Annotated in this window: 24 protein-coding genes; 7 read left to right on the forward strand and 17 right to left on the reverse strand. The window is 67.7% G+C overall.

Annotated features, from left to right (window positions below; all coding sequences use genetic code 11):
- Window positions 1-47 precede the first annotated feature (47 nt).
- Window positions 48-839 (reverse strand): Bax inhibitor 1 family protein, encoded by a 792-nt coding sequence (locus VCJ71_RS11690; protein WP_324641311.1) that lies wholly within the window; start codon window positions 837-839, stop codon window positions 48-50.
- Between the two features lie 63 nt (window positions 840-902).
- A complete protein-coding gene (locus VCJ71_RS11695; RefSeq protein WP_324641312.1) occupies window positions 903-1,772 on the reverse strand; it encodes an MBL fold metallo-hydrolase in 870 nt (289 codons plus the stop codon).
- Between the two features lie 91 nt (window positions 1,773-1,863).
- Between VCJ71_RS11695 and glpK the strand changes: the two genes are divergently transcribed.
- Window positions 1,864-3,339, forward strand: a complete 1,476-nt coding sequence (gene glpK, locus VCJ71_RS11700; protein ID WP_324641313.1) for a glycerol kinase GlpK — start codon at window positions 1,864-1,866, stop codon at window positions 3,337-3,339.
- Window positions 3,340-3,350: 11 nt separating this feature from the next.
- Here the strand turns inward: glpK and VCJ71_RS11705 are convergent, their stop codons facing one another.
- Together VCJ71_RS11705 and VCJ71_RS11710 are read right to left on the reverse strand one after the other, a co-directional pair.
- Window positions 3,351-3,818 carry a DUF1465 family protein gene (locus VCJ71_RS11705; RefSeq protein WP_324641314.1) on the reverse strand — a complete coding sequence of 156 codons (468 nt, stop codon included), beginning with the start codon at window positions 3,816-3,818 and terminating at the stop codon, window positions 3,351-3,353.
- A 636-nt stretch (window positions 3,819-4,454) separates the two neighbouring features.
- Entirely contained in the window at window positions 4,455-4,652 is a 198-nt protein-coding gene (locus VCJ71_RS11710) for a YdcH family protein (RefSeq protein ID WP_290134421.1), read from the reverse strand.
- 170 nt (window positions 4,653-4,822) lie between these two features.
- Between VCJ71_RS11710 and VCJ71_RS11715 the strand changes: the two genes are divergently transcribed.
- From VCJ71_RS11715 to tilS, 5 genes are all read left to right on the forward strand, one after another.
- Entirely contained in the window at window positions 4,823-4,978 is a 156-nt protein-coding gene (locus tag VCJ71_RS11715) for a YdcH family protein (protein ID WP_290134422.1), read from the forward strand.
- A 95-nt stretch (window positions 4,979-5,073) separates the two neighbouring features.
- Complete coding sequence (gene ptsP, locus VCJ71_RS11720; protein WP_324641315.1) at window positions 5,074-7,344, forward strand: phosphoenolpyruvate--protein phosphotransferase; 2,271 nt, start codon at window positions 5,074-5,076, stop codon at window positions 7,342-7,344.
- A 117-nt stretch (window positions 7,345-7,461) separates the two neighbouring features.
- Window positions 7,462-8,307, forward strand: coding sequence for a helix-turn-helix domain-containing protein (locus tag VCJ71_RS11725; RefSeq protein ID WP_324641316.1), 846 nt, complete (start codon window positions 7,462-7,464; stop codon window positions 8,305-8,307).
- Window positions 8,308-8,371: 64 nt separating this feature from the next.
- Window positions 8,372-9,331 carry a tetratricopeptide repeat protein gene (locus VCJ71_RS11730; protein ID WP_324641317.1) on the forward strand — a complete coding sequence of 320 codons (960 nt, stop codon included), beginning with the start codon at window positions 8,372-8,374 and terminating at the stop codon, window positions 9,329-9,331.
- 4 nt (window positions 9,332-9,335) lie between these two features.
- Complete coding sequence (gene tilS / locus VCJ71_RS11735) at window positions 9,336-10,298, forward strand: tRNA lysidine(34) synthetase TilS (protein ID WP_324641318.1); 963 nt, start codon at window positions 9,336-9,338, stop codon at window positions 10,296-10,298.
- Here tilS and VCJ71_RS11740 read toward each other — a convergent pair whose 3' ends face one another.
- The 9 genes from VCJ71_RS11740 to rimO form a co-directional block, all read right to left on the reverse strand.
- Window positions 10,299-10,955 (reverse strand): L,D-transpeptidase family protein, encoded by a 657-nt coding sequence (locus tag VCJ71_RS11740; RefSeq protein WP_324641319.1) that lies wholly within the window; start codon window positions 10,953-10,955, stop codon window positions 10,299-10,301.
- A gap of 109 nt (window positions 10,956-11,064) precedes the next feature.
- A complete protein-coding gene (locus VCJ71_RS11745; RefSeq protein WP_324641320.1) occupies window positions 11,065-11,940 on the reverse strand; it encodes an FkbM family methyltransferase in 876 nt (291 codons plus the stop codon).
- 68 nt (window positions 11,941-12,008) lie between these two features.
- Window positions 12,009-14,768, reverse strand: a complete 2,760-nt coding sequence (locus VCJ71_RS11750; protein ID WP_324641321.1) for a phosphoenolpyruvate carboxylase — start codon at window positions 14,766-14,768, stop codon at window positions 12,009-12,011.
- Window positions 14,765-15,391, reverse strand: a complete 627-nt coding sequence (eda, locus tag VCJ71_RS11755; protein WP_324641322.1) for a bifunctional 4-hydroxy-2-oxoglutarate aldolase/2-dehydro-3-deoxy-phosphogluconate aldolase — start codon at window positions 15,389-15,391, stop codon at window positions 14,765-14,767. Before eda ends, VCJ71_RS11750 begins: the two co-directional genes overlap by 4 nt.
- Window positions 15,388-16,365 carry a glucokinase gene (gene glk, locus VCJ71_RS11760; RefSeq protein WP_324641323.1) on the reverse strand — a complete coding sequence of 326 codons (978 nt, stop codon included), beginning with the start codon at window positions 16,363-16,365 and terminating at the stop codon, window positions 15,388-15,390. The genes eda and glk overlap by 4 nt, the downstream gene beginning before the upstream one ends.
- Window positions 16,362-18,173 (reverse strand): phosphogluconate dehydratase, encoded by a 1,812-nt coding sequence (edd, locus tag VCJ71_RS11765; protein WP_324641324.1) that lies wholly within the window; start codon window positions 18,171-18,173, stop codon window positions 16,362-16,364. The genes glk and edd overlap by 4 nt, the downstream gene beginning before the upstream one ends.
- On the reverse strand, window positions 18,166-19,623 hold the full coding sequence (gene zwf, locus VCJ71_RS11770; RefSeq protein ID WP_324641536.1) for a glucose-6-phosphate dehydrogenase: 1,458 nt from the start codon (window positions 19,621-19,623) through the stop codon (window positions 18,166-18,168). The genes edd and zwf overlap by 8 nt, the downstream gene beginning before the upstream one ends.
- A 120-nt stretch (window positions 19,624-19,743) precedes the next feature.
- Window positions 19,744-20,547, reverse strand: coding sequence for a transglutaminase-like domain-containing protein (locus VCJ71_RS11775; protein ID WP_324641325.1), 804 nt, complete (start codon window positions 20,545-20,547; stop codon window positions 19,744-19,746).
- A gap of 486 nt (window positions 20,548-21,033) precedes the next feature.
- Entirely contained in the window at window positions 21,034-22,416 is a 1,383-nt protein-coding gene (rimO, locus tag VCJ71_RS11780) for a 30S ribosomal protein S12 methylthiotransferase RimO (RefSeq protein WP_324641326.1), read from the reverse strand.
- Window positions 22,417-22,490: 74 nt separating this feature from the next.
- Here rimO and VCJ71_RS11785 point away from each other — a divergent pair, with 74 nt between their 5' ends.
- Window positions 22,491-22,889, forward strand: a complete 399-nt coding sequence (locus VCJ71_RS11785) for a DUF1761 domain-containing protein (RefSeq protein WP_324641327.1) — start codon at window positions 22,491-22,493, stop codon at window positions 22,887-22,889.
- A 7-nt stretch (window positions 22,890-22,896) separates the two neighbouring features.
- On the opposite strand, the gene VCJ71_RS11790 is transcribed toward VCJ71_RS11785, so the two are convergent.
- Genes VCJ71_RS11790 through serS form a run of 4 tightly spaced genes read right to left on the reverse strand, consistent with a single transcriptional unit; the run spans window position 22,897 to window position 26,784 of the window.
- Window positions 22,897-23,970: a potassium channel family protein gene (locus tag VCJ71_RS11790; protein ID WP_324641328.1), complete on the reverse strand. Its 1,074-nt coding sequence runs from the start codon at window positions 23,968-23,970 to the stop codon at window positions 22,897-22,899.
- Window positions 23,970-24,752: a M23 family metallopeptidase gene (locus VCJ71_RS11795; RefSeq protein ID WP_324641538.1), complete on the reverse strand. Its 783-nt coding sequence runs from the start codon at window positions 24,750-24,752 to the stop codon at window positions 23,970-23,972. Before VCJ71_RS11795 ends, VCJ71_RS11790 begins: the two co-directional genes overlap by 1 nt.
- Window positions 24,752-25,510 (reverse strand): 5'/3'-nucleotidase SurE, encoded by a 759-nt coding sequence (surE, locus tag VCJ71_RS11800; RefSeq protein WP_324641329.1) that lies wholly within the window; start codon window positions 25,508-25,510, stop codon window positions 24,752-24,754. Before surE ends, VCJ71_RS11795 begins: the two co-directional genes overlap by 1 nt.
- Window positions 25,507-26,784 carry a serine--tRNA ligase gene (serS, locus tag VCJ71_RS11805; RefSeq protein WP_324641330.1) on the reverse strand — a complete coding sequence of 426 codons (1,278 nt, stop codon included), beginning with the start codon at window positions 26,782-26,784 and terminating at the stop codon, window positions 25,507-25,509. Before serS ends, surE begins: the two co-directional genes overlap by 4 nt.
- Window positions 26,785-26,902 lie beyond the last annotated feature (118 nt).

The raw sequence follows: 26,902 nt of genomic DNA on the forward strand, positions 1-26,902 counted from the left end.
GTTAGGGCCTCTATAGCCAAAACGGGGCAGCAGGCGAGCAGGTTCCGCTACATCGTGAATCCGGGTGGCAGGAAGGCTTCCATCGGCCGCTCCGCCCCCGGCGTGCCTGCGATCAGGCTTTCGGTCACCCCGATGCCGAAGGGACTGTAGGCGATCGTCACGCTGACGAGGAAGGTGGCGAGGTAAAGCCCCGTGCCCCACCAGTATGCAGGGTGCACCCGCCCCTCGCGCCGCTTGTCCGCCAGCATCGCAATCAGCGGGAACACGAAAGTGGCAGCGACGGTGATGGTCCACGCATTGGGGATCAGCAGCGGCAGGGGGATCAGGCGGCCGAGGCCCGGCCCGGTCAGGATCGCCATCGCCACCAGCATCAGCCGCCGGTGCCAGCCGGTGTAGCGCCGACGCCGCAGCGCCCAGAAGGCGAGCCCGCCGAAGCACCATAGCGTGGCGATATTGCTCCACAGGAACTCGCTGACATGGAAGAAGAACGGCCCGCCGGTGCGCTGCGCCACCGCGATCATCAGCGCGGTGCCGGCGATGACCATCGCCGGGACCCACAGGTAGGCCAGCTTGCCGAGCGCGACGTGGGCCGCGATCCGCCCGGTGGAGATCGTCACATGCTGGGCGAGGAACAGGGCGATCCAGCCCATGAAGACGATGCCGTGGACGTGGTAGACCGCCGGCACGGCGAAGCTCGACCGGCCCATCGCCAGGTTGAGCGAAAAGCCCGCGACGATGATGGCGGACATGACGAAGGCCATGATGGTGAAAAAGCGCGTTTCGCCCGCGACCTTGCGCGGTGCGGCTGTCGTGGTTGCGCCCGATGATGCGGTTGCCATGAGTTCCCCCCTCCGGCTTCCGCGACCCGTTGCAGAAAGGTTAGCGAAGAGGGCCTGCGCGAGTCAATTCGTGCGCCAGACCTCGCCGTCGCGGGCCACTTCCCCGCGGTTTTCCAGGTCGATCAGGTGGGCTTTCACGCTCATCCCGGCAGCGGGATAGAGCCGCTTGTCGAGGCCCTTGTACATCAGCGGCACCAGCGCGCGGATCGTGCGGGCTTCCTCGTCCAGCAGGCGCAGGATCTGGCGTTCGCGCTGGCGGCGGTGGCCGACCATGCCGCGCACCAGCTGGCGCGGCTTGTCCACTTGCGGGCCGTGGGCGGGGTAATAGACCCGGTCCTCGCGCGCGTAGAGCTTCTCGAGGCTGCGCATGTAGGCGGCCATGTCGCCATCGGGCGGGGCGACGACGCTGGTCGACCAGCCCATCACGTGGTCGCCGGTGAACAGCGCGCCGCTTTCTTCCAGCGCGAAGCACAGGTGGTTGGATGTGTGGCCGGGCGTGTGGACCGCAGTGAGGGTCCAGCCCGCACCGGTCATCGCCTCGCCGTCTTCCAGCACGCGGTCGGGCTCGTAGGTTTCGTCGAACGGCGCGTCGGCGCGCGGGCCGCTATCGTCGAGGACCAGCGGTGCGCAGCCGACCACCGGCGCCCCGGTGCTTGCCGACAGGGGCCGGGCGGCGGGCGAATGGTCGCGGTGGGTATGGGTGCACATGATCGCCGCAACCTTTGCATCGCAGATGGCATCCTCCAGCGCGGCAAGATGCTCCGGCGTGACCGGGCCGGGGTCGATCACTGCAAGGCTGTCGCTATTGCCGACGAGGTAGGTCTGCGTGCCGGTATAGGTATAGGGCGAGGGATTGTCCGCCAGCACGCGGCGCACCAGCGGCTCCAGCTGCTCGACCTTGCCGGTCGGCCACGGTTTGGGCGGTCCCTTCATTACGTGGGGGGATATGGAGGCCGAGTTGCGGCTTGTCGAGCGGCGCGCCGCCGCGCTAGGCCCCCGGCAGAAGTTTTGTAGGAGCGCGCCGATGTCCGATCCGCTGATCCTGGTGCTGGATGCCGGGACCACGTCAACCAGGGCGATGCTGTTCGATCCGCAAGGCCGGCTGCATCACGTCTCGCAGGCCGAGATTACGCAGCATTACCCGCGCGATGGCTGGGTGGAGCACGATGCGGGCGAGATTTGGCAAGCGACGCTGGCCTGCGCGCAGGAATGCGTCGAGTGGGCGGACGGCAACGACCGGATCGCCTGTATCGGCATCACCAACCAGCGCGAAACCGTGGTTGCCTGGGACACCGCCAGCGGCGAGCCGCTCGCCCGCGCCATCGTGTGGCAGGACCGCCGCACCGCCGATTTCTGCGCCGAGATGAAGGACCAGGGCCACGAGGACGAGGTCCAGCGCCGCACCGGCCTGCTGCTCGATCCCTATTTCTCCGGCACCAAGATGCGCTGGCTGCTGCACAAGGTGGACGCGGTGAAGGCTGCGGCGGACGCGGACACGCTGGCGCTGGGAACGGTCGAAAGCTGGCTGGTGTGGAAACTGAGCGGCGGCGCGGCGCACGTCACCGACGCCAGCAACGCCAGCCGCACGCTGCTGATGCCGCTGGACGGCGGTGACTGGGCGCAGGACCTGTGTGATCTCATGGACGTGCCGCGCGCCGCGCTTCCCCGGATCGTCGACAACGCGGGCGCGCTTGCCGAGACCGCGCCGCGGCATTTCGGCACCGCGATCCCGATCACCGGCCTCGTCGGCGACCAGCAGGGGGCCACCATCGGGCAGGGCTGCCTGTCGCCGGGGGAGACCAAGGCAACCTATGGCACCGGGGCCTTCATCCTCGCCAACCACGGCACCACCGTGCCGCAATCGCGCCACCGCCTGCTCGGCACGGTGCTCTACCAGCACGAGGGGGAGCGGACCTATGCGCTGGAAGGCGCGGTGTTCGTCGCCGGCAGCCTCGTCCAGTGGCTGCGCGACGGGCTCGGCATCATCGACAAGGCGGCGGATACGGAACGGCTCGCCGCGTCGGTGGAGGGGGACAGCAGGGTCGTGATCGTCCCCGCGCTCGCCGGCCTCGGCGCACCCTATTGGCGGCCGGAGGCACGCGGGGTGATCTCCGGCCTCTCGTTCAGCACCGGCCGCGCGCATATCGCTCGCGCCGCGCTGGAGGCGATGGCCCACCAGACCCGCGACCTCGCCGGGGCCTTTGCCGCCGACGGGGCGGAATGGACCATGCTGCGGATCGACGGCGGGATGAGCGCGAACGACTGGATGGCGCGCGACATCGCCGGCCTGCTCGGCATTCCGGTGGAACGGCCGGGCTTCGTCGAAACGACGGCGCTGGGTGCGGCGATGCTGGCGGCGGTCGGCGCGGGGCTGCACGCGGACCTGCAGGGCGCCTATGCGGCGATGGGCGGCACGCGCACCGTGTTCGAACCGGCGATGGACGAAGACATCAGGAAAGCGCGGCTCGACCGCTGGGGCTTGGCCCTGGCCGCGAGCTAAAAGGCGGCGAGTTAGAGCGCGGCGAGCGAGGCTTCGAGCCGCTGGCGCAGGCGCTCGATCGCGGGCGGCTGCATGGCGAAACGTTCGCGCCACGCGGCGTCCAGCCGCTCGATCCGCTGGTAGAAGCGCTGCGTTTCGGCAACCAGCGTCACGATCCGCACCGGCAGTGCGGCCAGCTGCTGGCGGTCGCCATCGGGCTGCCGCTTCGCCAGCCGGCCGTGGCGGCGCAGCTGGAACTCGCTCATCTCGCCGTTGAAATAGGCCCGCTGGTTGAGCAGCCAGGCGAGTGCGTGCATCATCCGCGTGGTGCAGCGCAGCGCCTCGCACGACAGGGCGATACGGGCGAAATCCTCGTCCTCGGCCGCCGCATCGATCCGGCCCGACAGGTCGAAGGCCGCGCGCACGCGGTCGGCCAGTTCGAGCCCTTCCTCGTACAGCGCCTCCACTATGGGCGCGTTGATGTCCGCATGATCCCGCATTGTGAGCGTTCGCTAAACCCGCGCGGCGCCCCGCGTCCAGAGCCTGTCGCAGTCATCCCCATGCCATTTCGGGACTGTCGCAATTCGGGACTCTCTTGTTTCATGACCGCGCCTCCGCGCGGTCGTCCTCGCGGCTATTCTCTCCGCCGGGACTTCGTTCCGGCTGCGAGGCCGCTGCGGTCGGCCGGTCGGCCTCTGGCACCGCCTGCGCGGTGCGGTGAGGCCTTTCCACGATCATGCGGTCAGGTTTTGGAAGATATTAAAGGAGCTAGCATATCCCGGGTCACTGCCGCGGTGGAGTGTCAAACCGAGGGCCTATGTCACTGCGAGATATGAATGCGCTTATTCAGCAACTTCAAATTCCGATACTATACGATCGAATTTTTCGGCTTTGCTAGCCTTATGATTCCCGTCACAGTATTTGATCGGGTGGAGGAACGTTGGGGCCAGACCGAAGCATTCGGAGCCTTGATAGTGCTGCTGCTGGTCATACGTTTTCTATGGCTTGCTGCACGTCGTCGCTTTCTAACGAGTTAGTCGCTCTCTTTGCACGGATCTTGAAGCCCGCACCGCTTCGTATCTAGCCTTAGAAAAACCGGGCGCGATCCCGCGGTGCGGCCATTTTTCAAGCTCACCTTACGCTATAATATCTGGCAAGAGATGGTCCTGCACCACGGCGATCTGGTCTTTCAGTGCCAGCTTGCGCTTTTTCAGCCGAGCGATCTGCATCTGGTCGTGGCTGCCCGCGCGCAGCAGCGCGTCGATGGCGGCGTCTAGGTCGCGGTGTTCGGTTTGCAGCGTTGCCAGTCGCTTGCGCAATTCGTCTTCGGTCACGCCGTTCTCTTCCTGTCGCCGGATCGCTTCGCCCGGACCCTGAGCCGTGCCGGATTCGGGACGACCGCGATGGCTCTATCCTTGCCGTGTTAACCCTTTGTGTGGTTCCATGCCACCTCGACTTGTGACGCCTCGTCCGAGTCGCAAAAGTGAAACAAGGAGATGTGTCTATGTCATCGTCCCACGTTGCCGCCCTCGAAACCAAGCATGCCAGGCTGGAGCAGATGATCGCTTCGGAAATGGCGCGCCCGGCACCTGACGATGCAACCATTTCCGGCCTCAAGAAGCAGAAGCTCGCCATCAAGGAAGAGCTCGCCCACATCTAGGCGGCGCCTGACACATATAGGGCCTGCAATCCGGGCATGGTTTTCACCGCCGCCCGGTTTGCAGCGCCCGCCATATCGGATAGGACCGGCGGACGATGACCGCCGCCTCCTCCGCCCGCTCGATCCTCACGCGCCTACACGACGTGATGGCCTCGCGCACCAGCGCGCAGGACAAGCTCGACCGGGTGGTCGACATCATCGGGGAAGAGCTCGATAGCGAGGTCTGCTCGATCTACCTGCTGCGCGACGGCATGCTGGAGCTGTTTGCGACGCGCGGCCTCAACAAGTCCGCCGTGCACGTCACCCGCATGGGCATCGGCGAAGGGCTGACCGGCACCATCGCCCAGAATGTCGAGACGCTGAACCTGGCAGAGGCCAAGGCCCATCCGGACTTCATGTTCCGCCCCGAAACAGGCGAGGAGCGGTTCCACAGCTTCGCCGGCGTGCCCATTGTGCGCCAGGCGCGCGCCATCGGCGTGGTCAACGTGCAGCATGTCGATCCGCGCCGCTACGAAGAGGTGGAGATCGAGGCGCTGCAGACCGTGGCGATGGTGTTGTCCGAACTGATCGACAACGCCGGGCTGGTCGATACCGAGCAGGCCAAATCCCTGCAGCACGATGGGCAGGTGCAGGCCGAAGGGCTGGTGCTGGCCAAGGGGCTGGGCAGCGGGCGGGCCGTCTTCCACCAGCCGCGCGTCACCATCGAACACACGATGGCGGAGGATATCGAGGCGGAGCGTCAGCGGGTCTACCGCGCCTTCGACACGATGCGCGAGCAGATCGACAACATGACCAGCCAGGCCGAATTCGGCACCGGCGGCGAGCATGAGGAGGTCCTCGCGACCTACAGGATGTTCGCCTACGACGAAGGCTGGGGCCGCCGCATCAACGAGGCGATCGACAGCGGCCTGACCGCGGAGGCCGCAATCGAGCGCGTGCAGCAGCGCACCCGCATGCGCATGCGCGAGATCGACGATCCGCTGCTGGCGGACCGGATGCACGACCTGGAGGACCTGGCCAACCGCCTGCTCCGCATCGTGTCCGGCCAGCTCGGCACGGCGGCGACCAAGGGCCTGCGCGAAGATGCGATCCTGATCGCCCGCAACCTCGGCCCGGCGGAATTGCTCGAATACGACCGCCGTCGGCTGAAAGGCGTGGTGCTGGAAGAAGGCTCGCTGACCGCGCACGTGGTCATCGTGGCGCGCGCGATGGGCGTGCCGGTGCTGGGCCGCGTCGCCAACCTGCGCGCGCTGGTGGCGGAAGGCGACACGCTGCTGCTCGACGCGGACAAGGGGCAGGTGACCATCCGCCCGCAGGCCGCGCTGGTCGACGCGTTCGAGGCGCGCTTCGCGCAATCGAAGAAACGGCAGGCCGAGCTTGCCCAGCTGCGCGACGTGGAGCCCTTCACCCGCGACGGCACGCGGATCACGGTGATGATGAACGGCGGGCTGCGCGACGACCTGACATCGCTGAAGCTGGTCGGTGCGGACGGGATCGGGCTGTTCCGCACCGAATTCCAGTTCCTCGTGTCCGCCGCCCTGCCGGCGCGGGAGCGGCAATTGCGGCTCTACCGCGATGTACTCGACGCGGCGGACGGCAAGCCGGTGATCTTCCGCACGGTCGATATCGGCGGCGACAAGTCGCTTCCCTACCTGCGCAACGAAGGCGCCTCGGCGGACGAGAACCCCGCGATGGGCTGGCGTGCGCTGCGCCTCGCGCTGGAGCGAGAAGGCCTGCTGAAACTGCAGGCGCGTGCCCTGCTGGAAGCGGCAGCCGGGCGGGAGCTTAACGTGATGTTCCCGCTGGTGTCCGAACCGTGGGAATTCGACGCGGCCAAGGCGATCTTCGACGACCAGCTCGCTTTCCTGCGCAGCCGCAAGGCGAAATTGCCCGAGGCGATCCGCTTCGGTGCGATGCTGGAAGTGCCGGCACTGGCCGAAGTGCTCGACCTGCTGCTGCCCAAGCTGTCGTTCCTGTCGATCGGCACCAACGACCTCACCCAGTTCCTCTTCGCTGCCGACCGCGCCAACCCGAAACTGGCGCAGCGCTACGACTGGCTCAGCCCGGCGATCCTGCGCTTCCTCGCCCGCGTGGTGCAGACGACGCAGGCAGCGCCGACGCCGGTCGACCTTGCCGTATGCGGGGAGATGGGGGGGCGCCCGCTGGAAGCGCTCGCGCTGCTCGGCCTCGGCATCCGCCGCCTGTCGATTACCCCCGCCGGCGTCGGCCCCATCAAGGAACTGGTGCGCAAGGTGGACCTTGCGGAAATCGGCGCGGCGATGAACGGCTGGCTGCTCAATCCGCCGCTGGACATGCGCGCCGCCCTGTCGGCGTGGGCGGACGAACGCGGCATCGCGCACGATTGAGGCGGGCGGTTGTAATTTTCCGACGCTGCGCTTGACTTGCCCCTTCCGCAATCGGATTGGTGCGGGCAGGGGACGGAAACGGGGGCTCTGGACGGGGTATCGGGTCGGGATACGGGAATGAGCGACGAAGAATTCGAACACGGGCATGGAAATGACGCCGGCGGTCCGCCGCGCATCGGCGCGCAGCTGCGCGCATCGCGGGAAGCGCGCGGGCTGAGCCTGGCGCAGGTATCGGCCGAAACCCGCATCACCGAACGCCATCTGGAGCTGATCGAAGCGGGCGATTTCGATGCGCTGCCCGGCCGCACCTATGCCATCGGTTTCGCCAAGAACTACGCCCGCGTGGTCGGCATGTCGCAGGCCGATACGGCGCAGGCGGTGAAGAACGAGCTGGCGATGGAAGACCCGCGCCCGTCGCGCGTCATCGGCGAATACGATCCGATCGACCCCGACCGGGTGCCGTCCTCGAAGGTGGGGCTCGTTTCCTTCATCGCCCTGATCCTGCTGCTGGGCGGCGCCTATGCCTTTTACGCGACTTACTTCAATCCAGGCGCGGAACTGGAATCGCTGACTGCGGCGGAACGGCGCGCGGCGGCGGAAGCCGCGGCGGAAGAAGACGAGGGCGCGGCCGCCACGGCAAGCGCCCCCGCACCGTCCGGCGAAGTGGTCTTCACCGCGCTTGAAGAAGGCATCTGGGTCAAGTTCTACGATGCCAGCGGTGCGCAGCTGATGCAGAAGCAGATGGCGGAAGGTGAAACCTACTCCGTGCCTGCCGACGCCAACGGCCCGCAGGTGTGGACCGGCCGGCCCGACGCTCTGGCGATAACCATCGGTGGACAGAGCGTGCCGAAGCTTGCCGAAGACGACCAGGTCATGAAGGATATCCCCGTGACCGCAGAGGCGCTGCTGGCGCGGGGGGAAAGCCCCGCTGCGCCTGCCGCTGCCGCCACGGCGAACGAGTGACATTCATCGCAGGTTTCGCCGCGCCGGCCTAGGCGATGCGGACCTTGACGGGAGAGAATTGACGATGGTTTTCGCGAAACTGACCGGTTCGAACTTGCGCCCGACGATCCAGGCGGCGATCGGCGGCGCGGTGCTGGTGACGGGGCTCGGCATGGTCCCCGCCCCCGCTTTCGCACAGGACGAGGATGCCCGCGTCCGCAAGCTGGAGGCGGAAGTCCGCGCGCTGCAGCGGGTGGTCTTCCCCGGCGGCGACAACCGCTATTTCACGCCCGAAGTCACGTCCGAAACCCAGCGCGGCCAGCAGGGCGGGCAGGCGACCATCACTTACCCGCAGCAGGGCCCGGCATCGACCACGGCGGTGACGGACATCCTCGCGCGGCTCGATGCGCTGGAAGGCCAGCTCGCCCGCCTGACCGCGCGTACGGAAGAAAACGACAACATGCTGCGCCAGATGGGCACGCGGCTCGACGCGCTGGAGGCCGCGGGTGCCGCGCCGGTGGTTGCGACCCCGACGCCCACCGCCGTCGTGCCTGCCAGCACCGTCGCGGCGACGACTGCCACCCCGCCGCCCGCAGCCGATCCCACGCCGGAACGGGTTGCCGCGGTGCAGGCCATCGCCAAGCCGCAGACGGACGATGCGGCGGACGACGAATACAGCTATGGCTTCCGCCTGTGGGACGCGGGCTTCTATCCCGAAGCCCAGCAGCAGCTGCGCATGTTCGTTGACCGCTACCCCAGCCACTGGCGCGCGACCTATGGCCGCAACCTGCTCGGCCGCGCCTATCTCGACAACGGGCAGCCGCGCGAGGCGGCGACGTGGTTCCTGCAGAACTACAATTCCGACAAGACGGCCGACCGCGCGCCCGACAGCCTGCTCTACCTTGCCGAAGCGATGATCGCGCTGGACGACGATCGCCGCGCCTGCATCGCGCTGGCCGAGTTCGGCGAGACTTACCCTGCGCTCGCCGCTGGGCGGTTGCAGGCGCAATACGATGCCAATCGCGGCAAGGTTACCTGCAGCTGATGCGATGACCGGCGGCGCGATCGACGGGGCGCTGCTCGGGCGCTTCGCCGACGGCTTGCGCGGCGTCTGGGACGAAGGAGGCCGGCTGGGTCTCGCCGTGTCGGGCGGGGCCGACAGCATGGCGATGCTGCGCCTCGCCCACGCGAGCGACATCGACATTGCCGTCGCCACCATCGATCACGGATTGCGCCCGGAAGCGGCCGGGGAATGCCGCTTCGTCGCGGCCGCCTGCGAGGCGCTCGGCATCGCGTGCACGGTGCTGGAAGTCGAAGTGGCAGCGGGCAACCGGCAGGAACAGGCGCGCATCGCCCGTTACCGCGCGCTGGGCGACTGGGCGCGAGAAGCCCGAGTCTCCGCCATCGCCACCGCCCACCACGCCGACGACCAGGCCGAGACCCTGCTGATGCGGCTCAATCGCGGCAGCGGGCTGGCAGGGCTCGCCGGGATCCGTCCCCGCACGGTGATGGAGGGGCTGAGTGTTCCCGTGGTCCGCCCGCTGCTCGCCTTCCGCCGCGCGGAGCTGCGCGACATCCTGCGCCAGGCGGATCAGGACCATGTCGAGGATCCCAGCAACACCGACACCGCCTTCGAACGCGTACGGATGCGGCAAGTGCTGGGCCATGCCGATTGGCTGGACCCCGTCGCCATGGCCCGCTCCGCTGCTTACCTCGCAGAGGCGGAGGCGACCTTGCAGGCCATCGCGGAGGTGGAACTGACCGAGGCCGACGGCAAGATCGGCTTCGCGTGGACCGCACACGCCGAACTCAACGCGCGCGCGCTCGACCGCGCTATCGCGAAGCTCGGCGGCGCTCCCGCCTTCGGAGATACGCGCCGGATTGCCGTGCGCCTCGCCGACGGGGGGAAGGGCAACGTGGCCGGTGTGCTCGTGGAGGTGAAAGGCGACCGGGCGACATGCCGCCCAGAACCGGCACGCCGATCGTCGGGCCAATCTCAGGGCCGCGCCTGATCAGCTGGCGAGGCTGGTGCCGATCCCGGCCTTTTCGCCGCGGGTGATGATCACGCGGTCGCCCAGCTTGGCGATGGCGAACAGCTTGGCGGCGAATGCATCGGGCGTGCCGATGCAGCCATGGCTGGCAAAGCCGTTCTCCACCTCGCTCGAATGGATCGAGATACCGTCCCATGTCAGCCGCAGCGTATAGGGCATCGGCACGTTGTAGATGCTGGAGATATTGTCCTTGTTTTTCTCAAGGATCGGGAAGACGCCGAGCGGGGTGGGGTGGTTATCCGTCCCCAGCAGCACGGCCGCCGCGCCGATTTCGTAACCGTCGCGGAAGACGGAGATAACGCGGGCTTCGAGGTCGACGGTGATGACCAGCGGGCCATCGGGCACGCCTTCATCGTCCCAGTGCCATTCGCCGTACTTGATAGGCCCGTCTATGGGCAGGATGCGCTTGATGACGAAGGGGGAATCGAGTTTCTCTTCCTTCGCCTGCGGCTTTGTTTCCTCACCCTGCTCCAGAACCGCTTCGGCCTCGATCGTAGCGTCCTGCGTCGATGCTTCGGCTGCGCTGCCCATGAACAGGCGCGAGGACACGCCGGCCGTTACCAGCAGGGCCAGCACCAGCAGCGTCGCACCGCCAATCCATTTCACGATAGGGTTCATGGCGGCCTGTATGCGCGCAATTCCGCCGAAAATCCAGCCGATGCGGGCCGGCGTCCCTATGCGAGACGCGGCAGGGCAAGAGGTTAACGCGCGGGCCGCCAGCGGCCGATCAGCGCAGGGCCATCACGTCGTAATGACGGCCGAGACCGTGCTTGCGGAAGCGGGTGAAGCCCGCAGCTCGCAGCGTCGCTTCCACTGCGGCGGCATCGGCCCAGCGCTCGTCCATTTCGTAGAACACGGCGGCCACCCGGTCGATCAGCGGGCTTGCCGCCAGTGCTCTCACCACCGTCGCCTCGTGCCCCTCGACGTCGATCTTGACGATCACCGGCTCGGTGCCCCCGACCAGTCCGGCCACGTCGGTGCCGGAGACGAGGGTGATCGTCTCCGTCCCGCCGAAACCGTCCGATCCCGGCCGGTCGAGCGAGGCAACGCCGCTGTGGCCGGGCTTGACGCAGATTGCGGCCGTGCCCCCCCGGTCGGATACGCCCGCATTGATCGCCCGCGCCTTGCCCGACAGGCCGTTCACGGCAAGGTTCGCGCCGAGCAGGGCGTGCGTCCGGCCCACGGGTTCGAAGGAGAGGACCTGCGTGCAGGCCGGATTGGTCCCGGCGATCAGCGAATAGAGCCCCTGGTTCGCCCCGATATCGAGGAAGGCGAAGGGCTGGCGCTGGCGCTTCAGGAAGTCCGAGAAATAGGTGCCGTAGGTCCCATAAAGGCAATAGCGGAACGTCTTGTCACGAAAATTGGCGACGAGGTCGACGCCGTAGACGGAGCGCAGCGGCGCGCCGTTACCGCGCCTTCGTAGCCCCGCGCGTGCGGTTTTTCGTGCCGTGGCTCGCAGGCGAGCCAGAACGACCCGCGCATGCCGCTTCACGCCGAATTCCACCAGCATCGCCGCGCGCCCGGGATCGACCGGCGGGGTAATAACCGGCGGGTCGACGGGCGCGATGTCGGATGCGCGCGCGAGGGCGGGACTGTTGGGCATGGACTGGAAGGAAACTCGCAGGGTTGCGCGACCGCTGCGGACCTACAGAATTGCGGGTTTGAAGTCCATCAACCGTGCGCGCCGAACTGGTGGGCGATGGTCGCACCGAGGCGCAGGACCAGCGCATAGGCACGCTCCAGCGGGTCGATATACTGCTGGCGGATCGCGCTGTAGCCTTCGCCGTCGCCATCGGGATAGCCGGTCGGCGCGTCGACGCTGAAATCGTCCAGTTGCGGGAAGCTGGTCGGGAATGCGCGGTTGAGCTGCGCCAGCGCGTCGTCGATCCTGAGCGAGAAAACCATTTCCAGCACGTCGTCGCGCGCCACATCGTTGGCGCGACTGAAGGCGGGCACGGAAATGGCTTTCAGGAACATGTGCTGGATCAGCGCCAGGCGCAGGGCCTGCGCGGCGCCGATCACGCGGCGCTTGTATTCGCGATTGGGCGCGGGCTCCGCTTCGGGCAGCAGGTCGAGCAGGCGGTGGAATTTCAGCGCATCGACGCGCAGGCGCGAGGCTAGCTGGCGGAAGAGCGAGGACCGCTCGTCCCCGGCGAGGTATTCGGCCAGGCCCTCGCACGCCTGCGACAAGTGGGTTTCGGTACCGCGATAGGGCCGGCTGGCCCAGTATGCGGCGTTGAACAGCTCGCCGTGGGCGGCCACCGTCTTGATGCTGGCAAGCGCGTTGGACGCGCGGGCAAGCGCGATGGCCTGCCGCCCGCGCTCGCTGTACGCGATCAGCTGCGCGATGTCTTCCTCCACCCCGTCTGCCGCGGTGCCGATGCCGGCCACCACGTTGACCGGGTAGCCGAGCTGCTGGAGGATCGCGTTGTGCGGGATGGCGCGGATCTGGCGCAGGCTCATGTCGCGCTCTGCCGCGAGGTCGGACTGGCGGCGGCTCACCCGACTGCCGGTGGAATTGAGCAGGCCGAGGCCGAAGGCGGTGATGCTGCGCGAATAGGCCCGGCTTTCGAGATAGTCGTGCTGCGCGTCGCGGATGGCGCGGTAGAAATCGAGGCTGAGGTCGGTGCGGGTGTAGAACGGATCGTCGTTCTCAGCCCTAACCTCCGGCGTTTCGGCGAGGATGGTGCCGAGCGTGGCAAGCGCCAGCTCCGGCGTCGCGAAGTAGAGATAGCCGTCGCCGCCCTGGAAGCTGGCTTCGGCTTCCACCGCGATGCCGCGCCGGGCGAAACGGCTGCGCGCCCAGGTGCTGAGCGGCCATGTCAGCCGGTCGGCGAACCCGTCGGGATGCGCGCCGCGACCCATGCTTTCGCCGTGGGTGTTGAAGATCAGCGCTGCGCAGTCCGTCAGGCCATTGTCGGCCATGGCGGAAGCCATGCGCCCCTGCAGCCGCTCGATGGCGAGGCTGGCGGGAATCTGTCCGACGAAGCGGCCGGCGTCGGAAAAGCCGGTCTGGATGCAGACCCGGCCGCGCTCCTTGGCATAGGACTGGAAGGCCGGCTCCGCCAGCAGCGCGTCGAGGAAGCGGCCGCCGTGTTCCAGCGCGCTCTCGGTCTCGAACAGGGGTGACACGTCGACCTTGTCCGCGATGCCGAACAGCTTCGCGAAGTAGAGCGCGGCGAGCACCGTGGCGGGCTGTTCGCATTCGGCGATCAACATGCGGATCGGCGCGTCGGCGTCGATGTGCTTGAGGATCTGCGCCATCACCAGGAACTGGCGGATGGCGGTGCTGCTCTCGATGGCGACGGCGGCGAAATTGCTGTCTAGCGGACGGACCGCGTCAAGCTTTTCGCGCAGGCGGACGAGGGCGAGGCGGCTCGACAGATCGAGCATGCCGTCGGGGTCGATCCGGCGGCGGATCGCATTCCCAAGCTGGCTGGCGTTGACGCGGAAATGCACCCAGCCACAGCCGAGGCCGTCGGCGCGCATCGCGGCGGCGAGTGTCTTCAGCGCGACCGCATCGGCGCCATCGGCGCGCGCGTCGCTTTCGAGCCGCTCGATGAGGGGGGCCAGCGAGACCAGCTTGTCGGGATCGTCCGCGCTCAGCGCGTTGGCCGCGGCGCTCAGCGTTTCGGGGTCGGAGAATTCGCCGCGGAACGTGTCGGCGTGGCCCTGCGCTGCCGTGGCTGCACGGCGCAGCGTGTCCACCAGCTCGTGGCCCGCGTCGATCTCCGCCAGCCGATCGGCATATGCGCCGAGCCGTGCGGCCTTTTCCGTCAGGCGGAAACCGATGGAGGTGTTCCAGCCGATGTCGGTCCGCCCGTCCATGTCGTAACCGACCCAGCTGGCGAAGCGGAACGGCATGAGGGCAAGATCGTGCCAGCGGTCCGGCCATGCGGCCTTCGCGCTTTCGAGCGCCGCGGCGACGATGCGGTCGCGCGCCTGCGCCCCGTTGGCGATGGCGCGCATGGCCCGCTCGTGCTCGTACACCAGCGTGACGGGGCGGCGCTCCGGATCGGCGTCGATCTGCGCATCCGCCGTACCGTCACCCGTTGCGGCAGCGGCGATGGCATCGGTCTGGTCGGCGGTGAGCAGGAACGTGGGGTGGGCGGTGAAGACGGCGTGAAGGGCAGGGCGCTGCCAGCGAGCGGCGAAATCCTCGAAATCGCCCGATGCCTCCACCAGCTCGCCCAGCCGCGCGTCGTTGCGCGCGGGCGCGATGACGCGTTGCAGGCGCCGCGCGCGGCTGCCCATGGCTTCGGCTTCCAGTTCCTCGACGATAGCCTCGAATCCGTCGAGGTCGATGTCCCCCCCTTCGAGCATGCGGGACAGGTCGAGTCCGGTCTGGAACACCGGGTTGAAAAGCGGGGTTTCCGACGTCCGTCCGTGGAGATTGGCGAGGTGGGTGGTCAGCGTGTCGAGCGTCCTCATGCGGCGCCTCCGCTCCCCAGCAAGCTGGCCTTTCGCGCGGCGTCCTCGATGGCGGCGTAATCGGTGCCGCCACGCGGGGCGACCCAGCTGCCGCCCACGCACAGCACCGGATCGATGGCGAGCCAGTCGGCCGCGGTCTCTTCCGAAATGCCGCCGGTGGGGCAGAATTTCGCTTCGTGGAACGGGGCGGCCAGCGCCTTCAGGGCCGGGCGGCCGCCGGCGGCTTCGGCGGGGAAGAACTTGAAGTGCGACAGGCCCATGTCCATCCCGCGCATGATGTCGCCGGCCGTCGCGATGCCGGGCAGGAAGGGGATGCCGTCGCGGGCGATGGTCTTGGCGAGGCTTTCGGTAAGACCCGGGCTGACGATAAATTCGGAGCCTGCCTCGCGCGCGGCGTGGTAGGTTTCCGGCCCGGTCACCGTGCCCGCGCCCACGATCGCGCCGTCCACATCCTTCATCGCGCGGATCGCATCGAGCGCGGCGGGGGTGCGCAGGGTCACTTCCAGGACCTTGAGCCCGCCGGCGACCAGCGCTTCGGCAAGAGGGCGTGCCTGGCCGACGTCGTCGATCACGATAACCGGGATGACCGGCGCGGTCTGCATGATGGCGGCGATATCGCTCATTCGGGATGCTCCGTGGCAAAGGCTGCGGCAGCGCCGAACAGGCCGGGCTGCGGGTGGGTAATGAGTTTTACGGGGATAGTGCCCATCAGGCTTTCGAAGCGTCCCTTGGCGCGGAACCGTTCGGCAAAGCCCGATTTCAGCAGCGTGTCGCGGATGCGGAAGCCGAGGCCGCCGGCAATCACGACGCCGCCGAAGCCGCCCTGCGCCAGCGCGATGTCGCCTGCGACGCTGCCGAGCGAGAGGCAGAAGCGGTCGACTGCGGCGGCCGCAACGCTGTCGCCCACTTCCATGCCGCGCGTCCAGATCGCCACATCGTCTTCCTGGCGGGTCGGTTTGCCCTCCATTTCGGCAAGCGTCTGGTAGATGTCGACGATAGCGGGGCCTGCCACCACGCGTTCCACCGACACGCGGTTGTGGCGCTTGCGCAGCCGGGCGAGGATCGCGTCCTCGATCAGGTCGAGCGGGGCGAAATCAATATGGCCGCCCTCGGTCGCCTGCACGCGGTAGCCGCCTTCACCGTCGCGGTAGAGATGCGCCACGCCGAGGCCGGTGCCGGGGCCGAGCACGCTGATCGTACCCTCTTCGGCCAGCGGCTGCTCCGGCCCGGTCAGGTGGATGAAATGTTCGTCCCCCGCCCGCGCGACCGCATGGCCGACTGCGCCGAAATCGTTGACGATGGTATAGGCGTCTACGTCCAGCTTCTCCTTCACCAGCGCCGGGCGGATGATCCACGGGTTGTTGGTGAACTTGATCACGTCCCCGCCCACCGGCCCGGCGATGGCGATGGAAACATTGCGCGGCAGGGTGCCGCCCTTGCGTTCGCGGAAATCCTCCCACGCAGTCTGGAAGCTGGCGTGATCGACCGTGTGAAGCGTTTCCGGCTCGCCCAATTCGATGCTGCCGTCGTCCGCCAGCGTGGCGATGGCAAAGCGGGCGTGGGTGCCGCCGATATCGACGGAAACGAGCTGTCTCATAATCCTGCCGCAGCGAGCATGGCGCTGCCTCCCTTTTCGGCCTCGTCGGCATGGAGGCGGAACATGGCGAAAAGCTCGCGGCCCACGCCGATGTCGGGCGCGGGCTCCGGCGCGGGTTCGCGCGCATTGAGGTCCGCATCGGTGGAAAGCGAGCCGGTTTCGGCGCACAGTTTCACCACGTCCCCATCGCGCACCCTGCTCAGCGGCCCGCCGCCCAGCGCTTCGGGTGAACAGTGTATGGCCGCCGGGACCTTGCCGCTCGCGCCGCTCATCCGCCCGTCGGTGACGAGCGCGACGCGATATCCGCGGTCCTGCAGCACGCCCAGTGCCGGGGTCAGCTTGTGGAGTTCGGGCATGCCGTTGGCGCGCGGCCCCTGGAACCGGACCACCACCACCACGTCGCGGTCGAGCTCGCCCGCCTTGAACGCTTCAGCGACGTCATGCTGGGTCTGGAACACGCGGCACGGCGCCTCGATTGTCCAGCGTTCCCTGTCCACGGCGCTGGTCTTGAAACACGCCCGGCCAAGGTTCCCGGTGACGAGGCGCATGCCGCCGTCTGGCTGGAAGGGATCGCTGGCGGGCTTCAGCATCGTGTCGTCGCCGCTGGGGCCGGTTTCGCGATAGGCGAGGTCGTCGCCGTCCAGCCCCGGCTCCATCGCATAGGCGGACAGGTCGCCGTCCCACACGGTCAACACGTCGCGGTGGGCGAGGCCGGCTTCGAGCAACTGCCCGATCACGTAGCCCATGCCGCCGGCGTCGTGGAAATGGTTCACGTCGCCCGACCCGTTGGGATAGACGCGCGCGATCAGCGGCACGGCGTGGCTCAGTTCGGCAAGATCGTCCCAGTCGAAGACGATGCCGGCGGCGCGCGCCATGGCAGGGATGTGGATCGCGTGGTTGGTCGACCCACCCGTGGCGAGCAGGCCGACCGCGGCGTTGACGATGGCCTTTTCGTCCACGCATTGCGCCAGCGGGCGATAGTCGCCCCCGTCCTCGCCGATTTCGACGAGCCGGTGGACGGCCTTGCGGTCGAGCGCCTGACGCAGCTTCGTGCCGGGCTGGACGAAGGCGCTGCCCGGGATGTGCAGGCCCATCATCTCCATCATCATCTGGTTAGAATTGGCCGTGCCGAAGAACGTGCAGGTGCCGGGCGAGTGGTAGCTCGCGCTTTCGCTTTCCAGCAATTCGTCGCGGCCCACCTTCCCTTCCGCGTAAAGCTGGCGGACGCGCTGCTTTTCCTTGTTGGAAATGCCGGTCGGCATCGGCCCGCTCGGCACGAACAGGCCGGGAAGGTGGCCGAAGCGCAGCGCGCCGATCAACAAGCCGGGCACGATCTTGTCGCAGATGCCCAGCATGGCCATGCCGTCATAGACCGCGTGGCTCATCGCGATACCGGTGGCGAGCGCGATGGCATCGCGGCTGAACAGCGACAGTTCCATGCCGTCCTGCCCCTGCGTCACCCCGTCGCACATCGCCGGCGTCCCGCCCGCGACCTGCGTGGTGGCGCCGACTTCGCGGGCGTAGATCTTCATCCGCTCCGGATACCGGCCATAGGGCTGGTGGGCGGAAAGCATGTCGTTGTAGCTGGTGACGATCGCGAGGTTCGGCCCGCGCCCCTGCTTCAGCGCCTCCTGGTCCTCCAGCGCGCCGGCAAAGGCATGGGCGAGGTTGGAGCAGCTGACGGAGGATTTCTCCGGCGCACGCTCCCGCTCCCGCTCCATCAGTTCGAGATAGGCGGTGCGGCCGGGTTTCGAACGCTCGATGATCCGGTCGGTTATACGCGCGATGCGGGGATCGAGATTACTCATTCCAGCTTACTCCTCCGCGTTCGGCCAGGGCGACCGCCGCGCTCGGCCCCCACGATCCGGCGGTGTAGGTCTTGGGGCTCTCGCCGCTGTCGGCCCACAGGGCGCGGATCGCGTCGATCCATTCCCACTGGGCTTCCACCTCGTCGCGCCGGACGAACAGCGTCTGGTCGCCGTGGATCAGGTCGAGCAGCAGGCGCTCGTAAGCGATCCGGCGGGTCTTTTCGCTGAAGGCATCGGGCATGGCGATGTCGAGCGGGACGGGCCGCAGCCGCACGCCTTCGCTGGCAAGGCCGGGCACCTTGGCCATCACCTGCAGGCTGATGTTCTCTTCCGGCTGGATACCGATCAGCAGGCGGTTGGGCTCGGTGCGCGCGCCGCGGCCTTCGAAGATCGAATGCGGGATACAGCGGAACTGGACGAGGATTTCCGTGCGCCGCTTGGGCAGGCGCTTGCCGTGGCGCAGGTAGAAGGGCACGCCCTTCCAGCGCCAGTTGTCGACATGGGCCTTGATCGCGACGAAGGTTTCGGTGTCGCTGTCCTTGCCCAGCTCCTCGTCGTAACCCGGCACGGCCTCGCCGCCCACGGCGCCGGCGCGGTACTGGCCGCGCACGGTCTCGCTTTCCTCCACGCGGCGCAGCGCGCGCAGGACCTTGACCTTCTCGTCGCGCACGGCGGTGGAATCGAAGCTGCTGGGCGGCTCCATCGCCACCAGCGCCAGCAGCTGCAGCATGTGGTTCTGCACCATGTCGCGCAGCGCGCCGGCATCGTCATAAAAGGCGACGCGGCCTTCCAGCCCGACCGTCTCCGCCACGGTGATCTGCACGTGGTCGATATGTTCGGCGTTCCACAGCGGTTCGAACATGATGTTGGCAAAGCGCAGTGCGAGCAGGTTCTGCACCGTCTCCTTGCCCAGGTAATGGTCGATCCGGAAAATGCGGCGTTCGGGGAAGGCCGCGGCGACCGCGTCGTTGATTTCGCAGCTAGAGGCGAGGTCGGTGCCGAGCGGCTTTTCCAGCGCGATGCGGCTGTTGCCGCCCGTCAGCCCCACGCGTTCGAGACCGGCGATCGTCGGTTCGAACAGGCTCGGCGCGGTGGAGAGGAAGATGGCGAGGCCGCGCGCGGGCTCTCCCACAACCTTCGCCAGCTCGTCGTATCCCTCGGGCGTCAGCGCATCGACGGGGACGTATTCGATCCGGTTGAGGAAGGTCGCCAGGCTGCCGCGGCGCCCGGCGGGCAGGAACTTCTCGATCGCCTCGCGCGCGAAATGGCGGAAGCCCTGCGTGTCGTGCTCGCTGCGCGCGGTGCAGACGATCCTGAGGTCGTCGGCCAGCAATCCGTCGGCGTCGAGCGCGCAGAGCGAGGGCAGCAACATGCGCTGCGACAGGTCGCCCGTGGCGCCGAACAGCAGCAGGCGGTCGGCGGCAAAAGGCTCGGTCTCGTTGGTAACGATCGCGGTGTCTCCCTTGTTTGCCCGTTTACCCTCCGGGCCCGTTCATCCAAGCCGAGCGGCGGCGCACACGCAAGCACGCCCGCCCGAAACGGATACGTATTCAGCCCCGCTGCGTATCCCTCAGGCAGAGCATTTCACGCTCTGGCGCACCATCCGCGATGCGCCGAAGCTGGTGAGGAAGCTGACGTCCGCCGCATCGCGGCCGACGCCGATCTTCACCGTGTCCGACGGTGTCGCCATGCCGGTCGCATCGACGATCTGCCATGTGCCGGAAGGCGAACCGCCGGTGCCGTCGCCATCGGCCAGGAAGACCTCGGCCACGGCGTGGAAATCGGGCGGCTCCACCCCGGGAGCGAAGCAGCTGACATAGCGTGCCGGGATGCCCGCCGCGCGGGCCAGCGAGACGATCACGTGGCTGTAATCGCGGCACACGCCCTGGCGCGAAACGAACGTGTCGAGCGCGCCGGTATCGGCATTGCTGGAGCCGGGGACATAGGAGAACTCCGCCTCCACCCAATCGCGCATGGCGATGATCTTGGCCCCCCCCTCATGCTCGCCGAAGCGTTCGGTGACGAAGTTCTGGAATTTGTCCGCCGGGCAATAGCGCGAATCCATCAGGTACTGCACCGCCTCGCCCGGCAGGTCGTGCGGCTCCAGCCGGCCCAGCGTGGCGAGGTCGGGCAGGTGCCGCTCCACCTCGACGGAGACCCTGTAATCGACCTCCACCAGCCCCTCGGCCCGCAGCCAGATCCGCTCGCCGATATCGTCCTCGGCGGAAACCCGCGCGAAATGCTCGGTCCTGGTGATCCAGGTGTCGGTCTCGACCAGCCGCTGCTCCGGCAACAGCGCCGCCTCGAACTGCAGGAGTACGTCGGTGGGCTGGTCCAGTTCGAAAGCGAAGGACACGTCGATGTTCACGGGCATGAAGAGTGAACGCGGCGGGCCCCGCTATGGTTTCGAAGGAATGTTGGGGGGCCTTGGTGATCCCCAAAGAGGAAGCGTGTTTCTAGATTTCGTAATCGCGTGCCTCGCACACTTTGCGCGACATCTTCCCAAGCCGAAGGATGCTTAGGCATTTTCCTACATGCCGCCCGCTCGTTATCGTCCAAGGCCCGCTCTTTTCCTCGTCCACCCCTTGCCCTCCTTGCGGGCAACCCGGCCTTGCACGCAGCGTGACGTTTCGGCGCAACTGCGGGTGACGGTTCGCCTTTCGCAAGGTGACGGTTTCGCGGCGGCAGGGTCACGGTCTTGCGGCGCAGGGTCACGCCTTGCGCGCACTCGGTGACAGTGGTGCGCGCAAGGTTACGCATTTGCGGGGCAGGTTCACGCTTTCGGGCGATTTGCCCCTGGACCGAGTTCCATGTGTGCCTTCCTGTGGACCTACCGCTTCGCTACTTGAGGGCGGGGCCATCAAACGGGATGCACGATCGCCCCGTAGAGGTCGTGCGCGTCGGCGTCTTCGACCTCCACTTGCACGATGTCGCCCGGTGCCAGGCTGGCGGGCACGCTGCGCAGGTAGACGGCGCCGTCGATCTCGGGAGCGTCGGCCTGGCTGCGGCCGGTGGCGCCGATGTCGACATCCTCGTCCGCCTCGCCCACCTCGTCGATGATGACGGGCAGCGTGCGGCCCACCTTGGCGGCGAGCTTGGCGGCGCTGATCCGCTCCGTCACCGCCATCAGCCGGGCATAGCGTTCCTCCTTCACCGCCTCGGGCACCTGGTCGGGCAGGGCGTTGGCCTGTGCGCCTTCGACCGGTTCGAAGCGGAAGGCGCCGACGCGGTCGAGCTGCGCTTCCTCCAGCCAGTCGAGCAGGTAGGCGAAGTCGTCCTCCGTTTCGCCCGGGAAGCCGACCACGAAGCTGGACCGCACGGCGATGTCGGGGCAGATCGCGCGCCAGTCGGCCAGCCGCGCCAGCACCTTCGCCTCGTTCGCGGGGCGCTTCATGCGTTTCAGGACGGAGGGCGCCGCGTGCTGGAACGGGATGTCGAGATAGGGCGTCAGCAGCCCCTCGGCCATCAGCGGGATGACCTGGTCGACGTGCGGGTAGGGGTAGACGTAGTGGAGGCGCACCCACGGCGGGGTGCCGTCTCCGGTGTCGAGCCGGCCCAGCTCGCGGGCGAGGTCGGTCATGTGGGCGCGGACCTCGCGGCCCTTCCAGGTCCGGGGGTCGTGCCGCGTATCGACACCGTAGGCGGAGGTGTCCTGGCTGATGACGAGGAGCTCGCGCGTGCCGGCGGCGACCAGCTTCTCCGCCTCGCGCAGGACCGCGTCGATGCGGCGGCTGGCCAGCTTCCCGCGCAGGTCGGGGATGATGCAGAAGGCGCAGGAGTGGTTACACCCCTCGCTGATCTTGAGGTAGGAGTAGTGGCGCGGGGTGAGCTTGATGTCAGGCTGCGGGATCAGGTCGACGAAGGGGCCCTGCGATGGCGGCGCGTGGGTGTGGACCGCCTCCACCACAGCCTCGTACTGGTGGGCGCCCGTCACGGCGAGGACCTGCGGGTGGGCGGCGCGGATGGCGTCGGCCTCCTCGCCCATGCAGCCGGTCACGATGACGCGGCCGTTCTCCGCGATCGCCTCGCCGATGGCGGCAAGGCTTTCCTCCTTGGCGGAATCGAGGAAGCCGCAGGTGTTGACGAGCACCACGTCGGCCCCGGCATAGTCGGCGCTCATGGCATAGCCGTCGGCACGCAGGCGGGTGAGGATGCGCTCGGAATCGACCAACGCCTTGGGGCAGCCGAGGCTGACCATGCCGACGCGGGGGGCTTGCCTGATGGAAGTGGGTGTGGTGGCCATGGCGCGCGCCCCTACACCCAAGTGGCCGAATGCGCTAGCGGGAGTGTGGGGCGCTGGGGCAAGGAGATTGGGTGATGGGTGAAATGGGCTTGCTGCCGATCGTGCTGGCGACGCTGGCGTTCTTCATCTTCGGGGCGCTGTGGTACGGCCCGCTGTTCAGCAAGGCGTGGCAGCGCGAGGCGGGTTTGAGCGAAGATGCGATCCGCGGCGGCAACATGGCGGTCATCTTCGGCCTCGCCTTCCTGTTCGAGATGCTGGTGGTGACCACCTTGGCCCACACGGTGGCGCGCACGGGCGCCTCGGACCGGGCGACGATGATGATGGCGGTGGGCTTCGGCGCCACGATCATGGTGCCGGCGATCGGCATCAACTACCTGTTCCAGCGCCGCTCCGCCAAGCTGTTCGCGATCGATGCCGGGCACTTCGTCATCGGTATGGCAATCGTCGGCGCGGTGCTGATCGCCTGGCGGTAGCGGGCGTTCAGGCGCTTTCGCCTTCGAGGATTTCGGCGAGATCCTCCCCGCTCGAACACGGCGCGATCTCCACGATGATGTCGTCCGCCACCAGTGCCTCGGCCTCGGGCTCCCAGTATCCGAAGGCGATCCCGTCGCGATAGATGCGCAGGCCCCGGCCGCCGGTTTCCAGTTCGGACAACGGGCGGCCGACTTCGGTTTCGCGTACAGCTCGCTCGATCAGCTGGACGCGGCCCGTGACGCTGGCGAGGTCGGCAAGGTATTCGGCAATATGCGCGCCCTGCGCGCTGCCGGCGAGGAGCAAGCCGGTGAAGCGCACCGGGTTGATGACATTGTCCGCCCCCGCCTGCCGCGCCAGCAACTCGTTGTCCGCGGCACGCACGACCACACTGATCGGCGTATTCGGGGCGAGGTGGCGAACGGTCAGCACGATCAGGATGCTGGCATCGTCGCGCCCGGCGGACACCAGCACGGTGCGCGCCTTGTCGATCTTGACCGCGATCAGGTTCTCGTCGCGGCTGGCATCGGCGGTCATGACGTTGCAGCCCATCGCCTCGGCCAAGGCGAGACGTTCGGAACTGCCGTCGAGCACGACGATCGAGCTGGGATCGGTGCCGCGCTCGATCAGTTCGGCCACGGCTTCCGAACCGCTGACGCCGAAGCCGAGGACGACCACGTGGTTCTCCAAGCTTTCCTGGATACGGTTCATGCGCCATTTCTCCCATGTGCGCTTGATGACGAAATTATAGGCGGTGCCCACGAAGATGAACAGCACCAGCACGCGCACCGGCGTCACGATCAGCCCCTCGACCAGCCGCGCGCGGTCGCTGACCGGGGCGATATCGCCGAAACCGGTGGTCGTGATCGATATCATCGTGAAATAGATCACGTCGAGGAAGCTGACTTCGCCGTCGAGATTGTCGACTAGCCCCTCGCGATCCCACCAGTGAATCATGATGACGAGAAAGATCAGCGTCGCCGCGATGCCCAGCCGGATGCCGACATCGGCCCAAACCGGCAGCTTGACCGCGCGGCGCAGCGGTTCGCGCTGCAACTGGGCATTGGACTGGGACAGGCGCATCAGTCGTCGCTGTCGCCGAGGAAGGTTGCGGGATCGACCGGCCGGCGATCCTTGCGGATTTCGAAATGGAGTTCGGGACGCTCGGCCGTGCCGCTCTGCCCGCCGAGGCCGAGCCGCTCGCCCGCGCGGATAGGCTCACCCTTCTTGACGGTGATCGAGCCGAGATGGCCGTAGACTGTGTGGAAGCCCCCGGGATGTTCGATGACCACGAGATTGCCGAACCGGCGCGGTTCTTCCCCGGCGAAGATCACCGTGCCGCTGGCCGCCGCGCGGATCATGTCGCCTTCCCTGACTGCGAAGTCCCAGCCTTCGTGGCCGCCGCCATCGGGCCGCCGGCGCCAATCGAGGAGGACGGTTCCATCGTGCGGTCGGCGGAAATGCGGGCGTGAGGGCGCGGCGGCGCGCTGGGCCTGCGCGCGCGGGATGACGGCGGGAATGATCAGCCGCTGGCCGACCCTTATGGTGCCGTCGGCGCCAATACCGTTGGCGGTGCGGATCGCGCTCCATGACACGCCGTAGCGGTTGGCAATGCCTAGCCCGGTTTCGCCTGACCCTACGCGGTGGATGCGCTGGCGCGGGATCACCAGCGTCTGGCCGACGCGCACGCCATAGGGTTCGGCGATGCCATTGGCGGCAGCGATCACGCTCATAGAAACGCCCGCGTTCTCGGCAATCTGGCTGAGCGTTTCGCCGGGCTTCACGACGTGTTCGGTCTCGGTCGCAGGGTCGCCCATCGCCAGCAGCAGCGGCGCTGCAAACAGCATGGCAAGGGCGCGGCGCATCACTCGTAACGCTCCGCCAGGGCGGCGAGCGACGCCTCGTGCGTCAGGTCGAGTTGCAGCGGGGTCACCGCGACATATCCATCGGCCATCGCCTCCAGGTCGGTGCCGTGATCGAGCGTGTGTTCGATCGCGTGCAGGCCGAACCAGTAATACTTTAATCCGCGCGGGTCACGTCCTTCGACCACGGAACCGCGTGAATAATCATGGAATCCCTGCCGCACGATGCGGATGCCGTTGATCCGGTCGGCGGCGAGCGGCGGGAAATTCACGTTGACCAGCGTGCGGTCGGGGAAGGGCGTGCCGAGCAGCGGGCGAAGGACCTTTTCGCCCCATTGCTCCGCTCCATCGAAGGCCGCATGGTCGCTGTCGCGGTCGAGCACCTGGCTGAGCGCGATGGAACGGATGCCGGCCAGCGCGCCTTCCATGGCGGCCGACACCGTGCCCGAATAGGTAATGTCGTCGCCCAGGTTCGCGCCGCGATTGACGCCCGACAGGATCAGGTCGGGCTTTTTGTCTTCCAGGATGGCGCGCAGCGCCAGCATGACGCTGTCGGTGGGCGTGCCGGTAACGGAATAGCGCCGCTCGCCATGCTGGCGCAGCCGCACCGGCTCGTTGAGCGTGAGCGAGTGGCCCGCGCCCGACTTTTCCTCTGCCGGAGCGCACACCCACACATCATCGGACAATTGCGCGGCGATCTTCTCCAGCACCGCGAAGCCCGGCGCGTTGATCCCGTCGTCGTTGGTGAGGAGGATCCTCATGCCGGGTCGAGCCGCTGGGGGCCGCCCATGTAGGGCGCCAGCGCCTCGGGCACGGTCACGCTGCCGTCCGCTTGCTGGTAATTCTCCAGCACCGCCACCAGCGTCCGCCCGACGGCGAGGCCGGAACCGTTGAGCGTGTGGACGAATTCGGTCTTCTTCTCGCCTTCGGGGCGGAAGCGCGCATTCATGCGGCGCGCTTGGTAATCGCCGCACCAGCTGATCGAGCTGATTTCGCGGTAGGCCTGCTGCCCGGGCAGCCACACCTCGAGGTCGAAGGTCTTCTTCGCCGTCGCGCCCATGTCCCCGGTGCACAGCAGCATCGTGCGATAGGGCAGGCCGAGCGCTTGCAGGATTGCCTGGGCGCTTTCGACCATGTGCGCATGCTCGCCTTCCCACTGGTCGGGGCGGCAGACGCTGACCAGCTCGACCTTTTCGAACTGGTGCTGGCGGATGAAGCCGCGCGTGTCGCGCCCGGCCGCGCCCGCTTCGCTGCGGAAACAGGGGGTCAGCGCGGTCATGCGGATCGGCTCGGCAAGGTCGCCGACGATCTGTTCGCGCACGGCATTGGTCAGGCTGACTTCTGCCGTGGGGATGAGCCAGCGGTCGTCGGTGGTGCGGAACAGGTCGTCTGAGAACTTGGGCAGCTGGCCGGTGCCGAACACGGCCTCGTCGCGGACCAGCAGCGGCGGTGCGCATTCGGTGTAGCCGCGCTCCCCGGTCTGGTGGTCCAGCATGAATTGCGCCAACGCGCGGTGAAGCCGGGCCATGCCGCCGCGCAGGAAAGTGAAGCGCGCACCGGAAATCGCTGCGCCGGTCTCGAAATCCATGCCGAGGGCGGGGCCGATGTCGGCGTGTTCCTTCGCCTCGAAGTCGAACGCGCGCGGCTCGCCCCAGCAGGCCACTTCGACATTGTCGTCCTCGTCCGCGCCATCGGGCACGTCGCTTGCCGGGATGTTGGGCAGGCCGGCGAGCGCCTGGTCGAGCTCTTCCCCGGCGGTGCGCGCGGCTTCGTCTAGCTGCGGCATCTTCGCCTTGAGGGTGCCCACTTCGGCCTTTAGCGCCTCGGCCTTGGCGCTATCGCCCTGGCCCATCGCCTGGCCGATCGCTTTCGATGCTTCGTTGCGGCGGCTCTGCGCTTCCTGCTGCTCGGTCAGGATCGAGCGGCGCCGCGCATCCAGCGCCAGAATTTCCTCGGCGACGGGATCGACCCCGCGTCGGGCGAGGCCGGCATCGAAAGCGGCGGGGTCGGAGCGGATCTGAGCAATGTCGTGCATGTCGCCGCGGCCTATGGCGCGAAACGGGGCGGCGCTCAAGCGAGCAGGCGGTGCGGGAGCGATGCAAAACGGAACCGAAAGGGCCGCAAGCCGTTGTTCGGGCAAAGGAGAATTCACA

Source organism: Pseudoblastomonas aquimaris (genome assembly GCF_035481675.1).
GTDB lineage: Bacteria > Pseudomonadota > Alphaproteobacteria > Sphingomonadales > Sphingomonadaceae > Alteriqipengyuania_B.

What these genes read in the sequence shown, in the direction of transcription:
- rimO (WP_324641326.1), bottom strand. Translation starts at nt 22,416, where the DNA reads ATGGCCACCACACCCACTTCCATCAGGCAAGCCCCCCGCGTCGGCATG.
- VCJ71_RS11775 (WP_324641325.1), bottom strand. Translation starts at nt 20,547, where the DNA reads ATGCCCGTGAACATCGACGTGTCCTTCGCTTTCGAACTGGACCAGCCC.
- VCJ71_RS11695 (WP_324641312.1), bottom strand. Translation starts at nt 1,772, where the DNA reads ATGAAGGGACCGCCCAAACCGTGGCCGACCGGCAAGGTCGAGCAGCTG.
- VCJ71_RS11725 (WP_324641316.1), top strand. Translation starts at nt 7,462, where the DNA reads ATGAGCGACGAAGAATTCGAACACGGGCATGGAAATGACGCCGGCGGT.
- ptsP (WP_324641315.1), top strand. Translation starts at nt 5,074, where the DNA reads ATGACCGCCGCCTCCTCCGCCCGCTCGATCCTCACGCGCCTACACGAC.
- edd (WP_324641324.1), bottom strand. Translation starts at nt 18,173, where the DNA reads ATGAGTAATCTCGATCCCCGCATCGCGCGTATAACCGACCGGATCATC.
- eda (WP_324641322.1), bottom strand. Translation starts at nt 15,391, where the DNA reads ATGAGCGATATCGCCGCCATCATGCAGACCGCGCCGGTCATCCCGGTT.
- VCJ71_RS11730 (WP_324641317.1), top strand. Translation starts at nt 8,372, where the DNA reads ATGGTTTTCGCGAAACTGACCGGTTCGAACTTGCGCCCGACGATCCAG.
- VCJ71_RS11740 (WP_324641319.1), bottom strand. Translation starts at nt 10,955, where the DNA reads ATGAACCCTATCGTGAAATGGATTGGCGGTGCGACGCTGCTGGTGCTG.
- VCJ71_RS11785 (WP_324641327.1), top strand. Translation starts at nt 22,491, where the DNA reads ATGGGTGAAATGGGCTTGCTGCCGATCGTGCTGGCGACGCTGGCGTTC.
- VCJ71_RS11750 (WP_324641321.1), bottom strand. Translation starts at nt 14,768, where the DNA reads ATGAGGACGCTCGACACGCTGACCACCCACCTCGCCAATCTCCACGGA.
- VCJ71_RS11705 (WP_324641314.1), bottom strand. Translation starts at nt 3,818, where the DNA reads ATGCGGGATCATGCGGACATCAACGCGCCCATAGTGGAGGCGCTGTAC.
- VCJ71_RS11715 (WP_290134422.1), top strand. Translation starts at nt 4,823, where the DNA reads ATGTCATCGTCCCACGTTGCCGCCCTCGAAACCAAGCATGCCAGGCTG.
- VCJ71_RS11790 (WP_324641328.1), bottom strand. Translation starts at nt 23,970, where the DNA reads ATGCGCCTGTCCCAGTCCAATGCCCAGTTGCAGCGCGAACCGCTGCGC.
- surE (WP_324641329.1), bottom strand. Translation starts at nt 25,510, where the DNA reads ATGAGGATCCTCCTCACCAACGACGACGGGATCAACGCGCCGGGCTTC.
- VCJ71_RS11795 (WP_324641538.1), bottom strand. Translation starts at nt 24,752, where the DNA reads ATGCGCCGCGCCCTTGCCATGCTGTTTGCAGCGCCGCTGCTGCTGGCG.
- VCJ71_RS11745 (WP_324641320.1), bottom strand. Translation starts at nt 11,940, where the DNA reads ATGCCCAACAGTCCCGCCCTCGCGCGCGCATCCGACATCGCGCCCGTC.
- tilS (WP_324641318.1), top strand. Translation starts at nt 9,336, where the DNA reads ATGACCGGCGGCGCGATCGACGGGGCGCTGCTCGGGCGCTTCGCCGAC.
- glpK (WP_324641313.1), top strand. Translation starts at nt 1,864, where the DNA reads ATGTCCGATCCGCTGATCCTGGTGCTGGATGCCGGGACCACGTCAACC.
- serS (WP_324641330.1), bottom strand. Translation starts at nt 26,784, where the DNA reads ATGCACGACATTGCTCAGATCCGCTCCGACCCCGCCGCTTTCGATGCC.
- VCJ71_RS11690 (WP_324641311.1), bottom strand. Translation starts at nt 839, where the DNA reads ATGGCAACCGCATCATCGGGCGCAACCACGACAGCCGCACCGCGCAAG.
- glk (WP_324641323.1), bottom strand. Translation starts at nt 16,365, where the DNA reads ATGAGACAGCTCGTTTCCGTCGATATCGGCGGCACCCACGCCCGCTTT.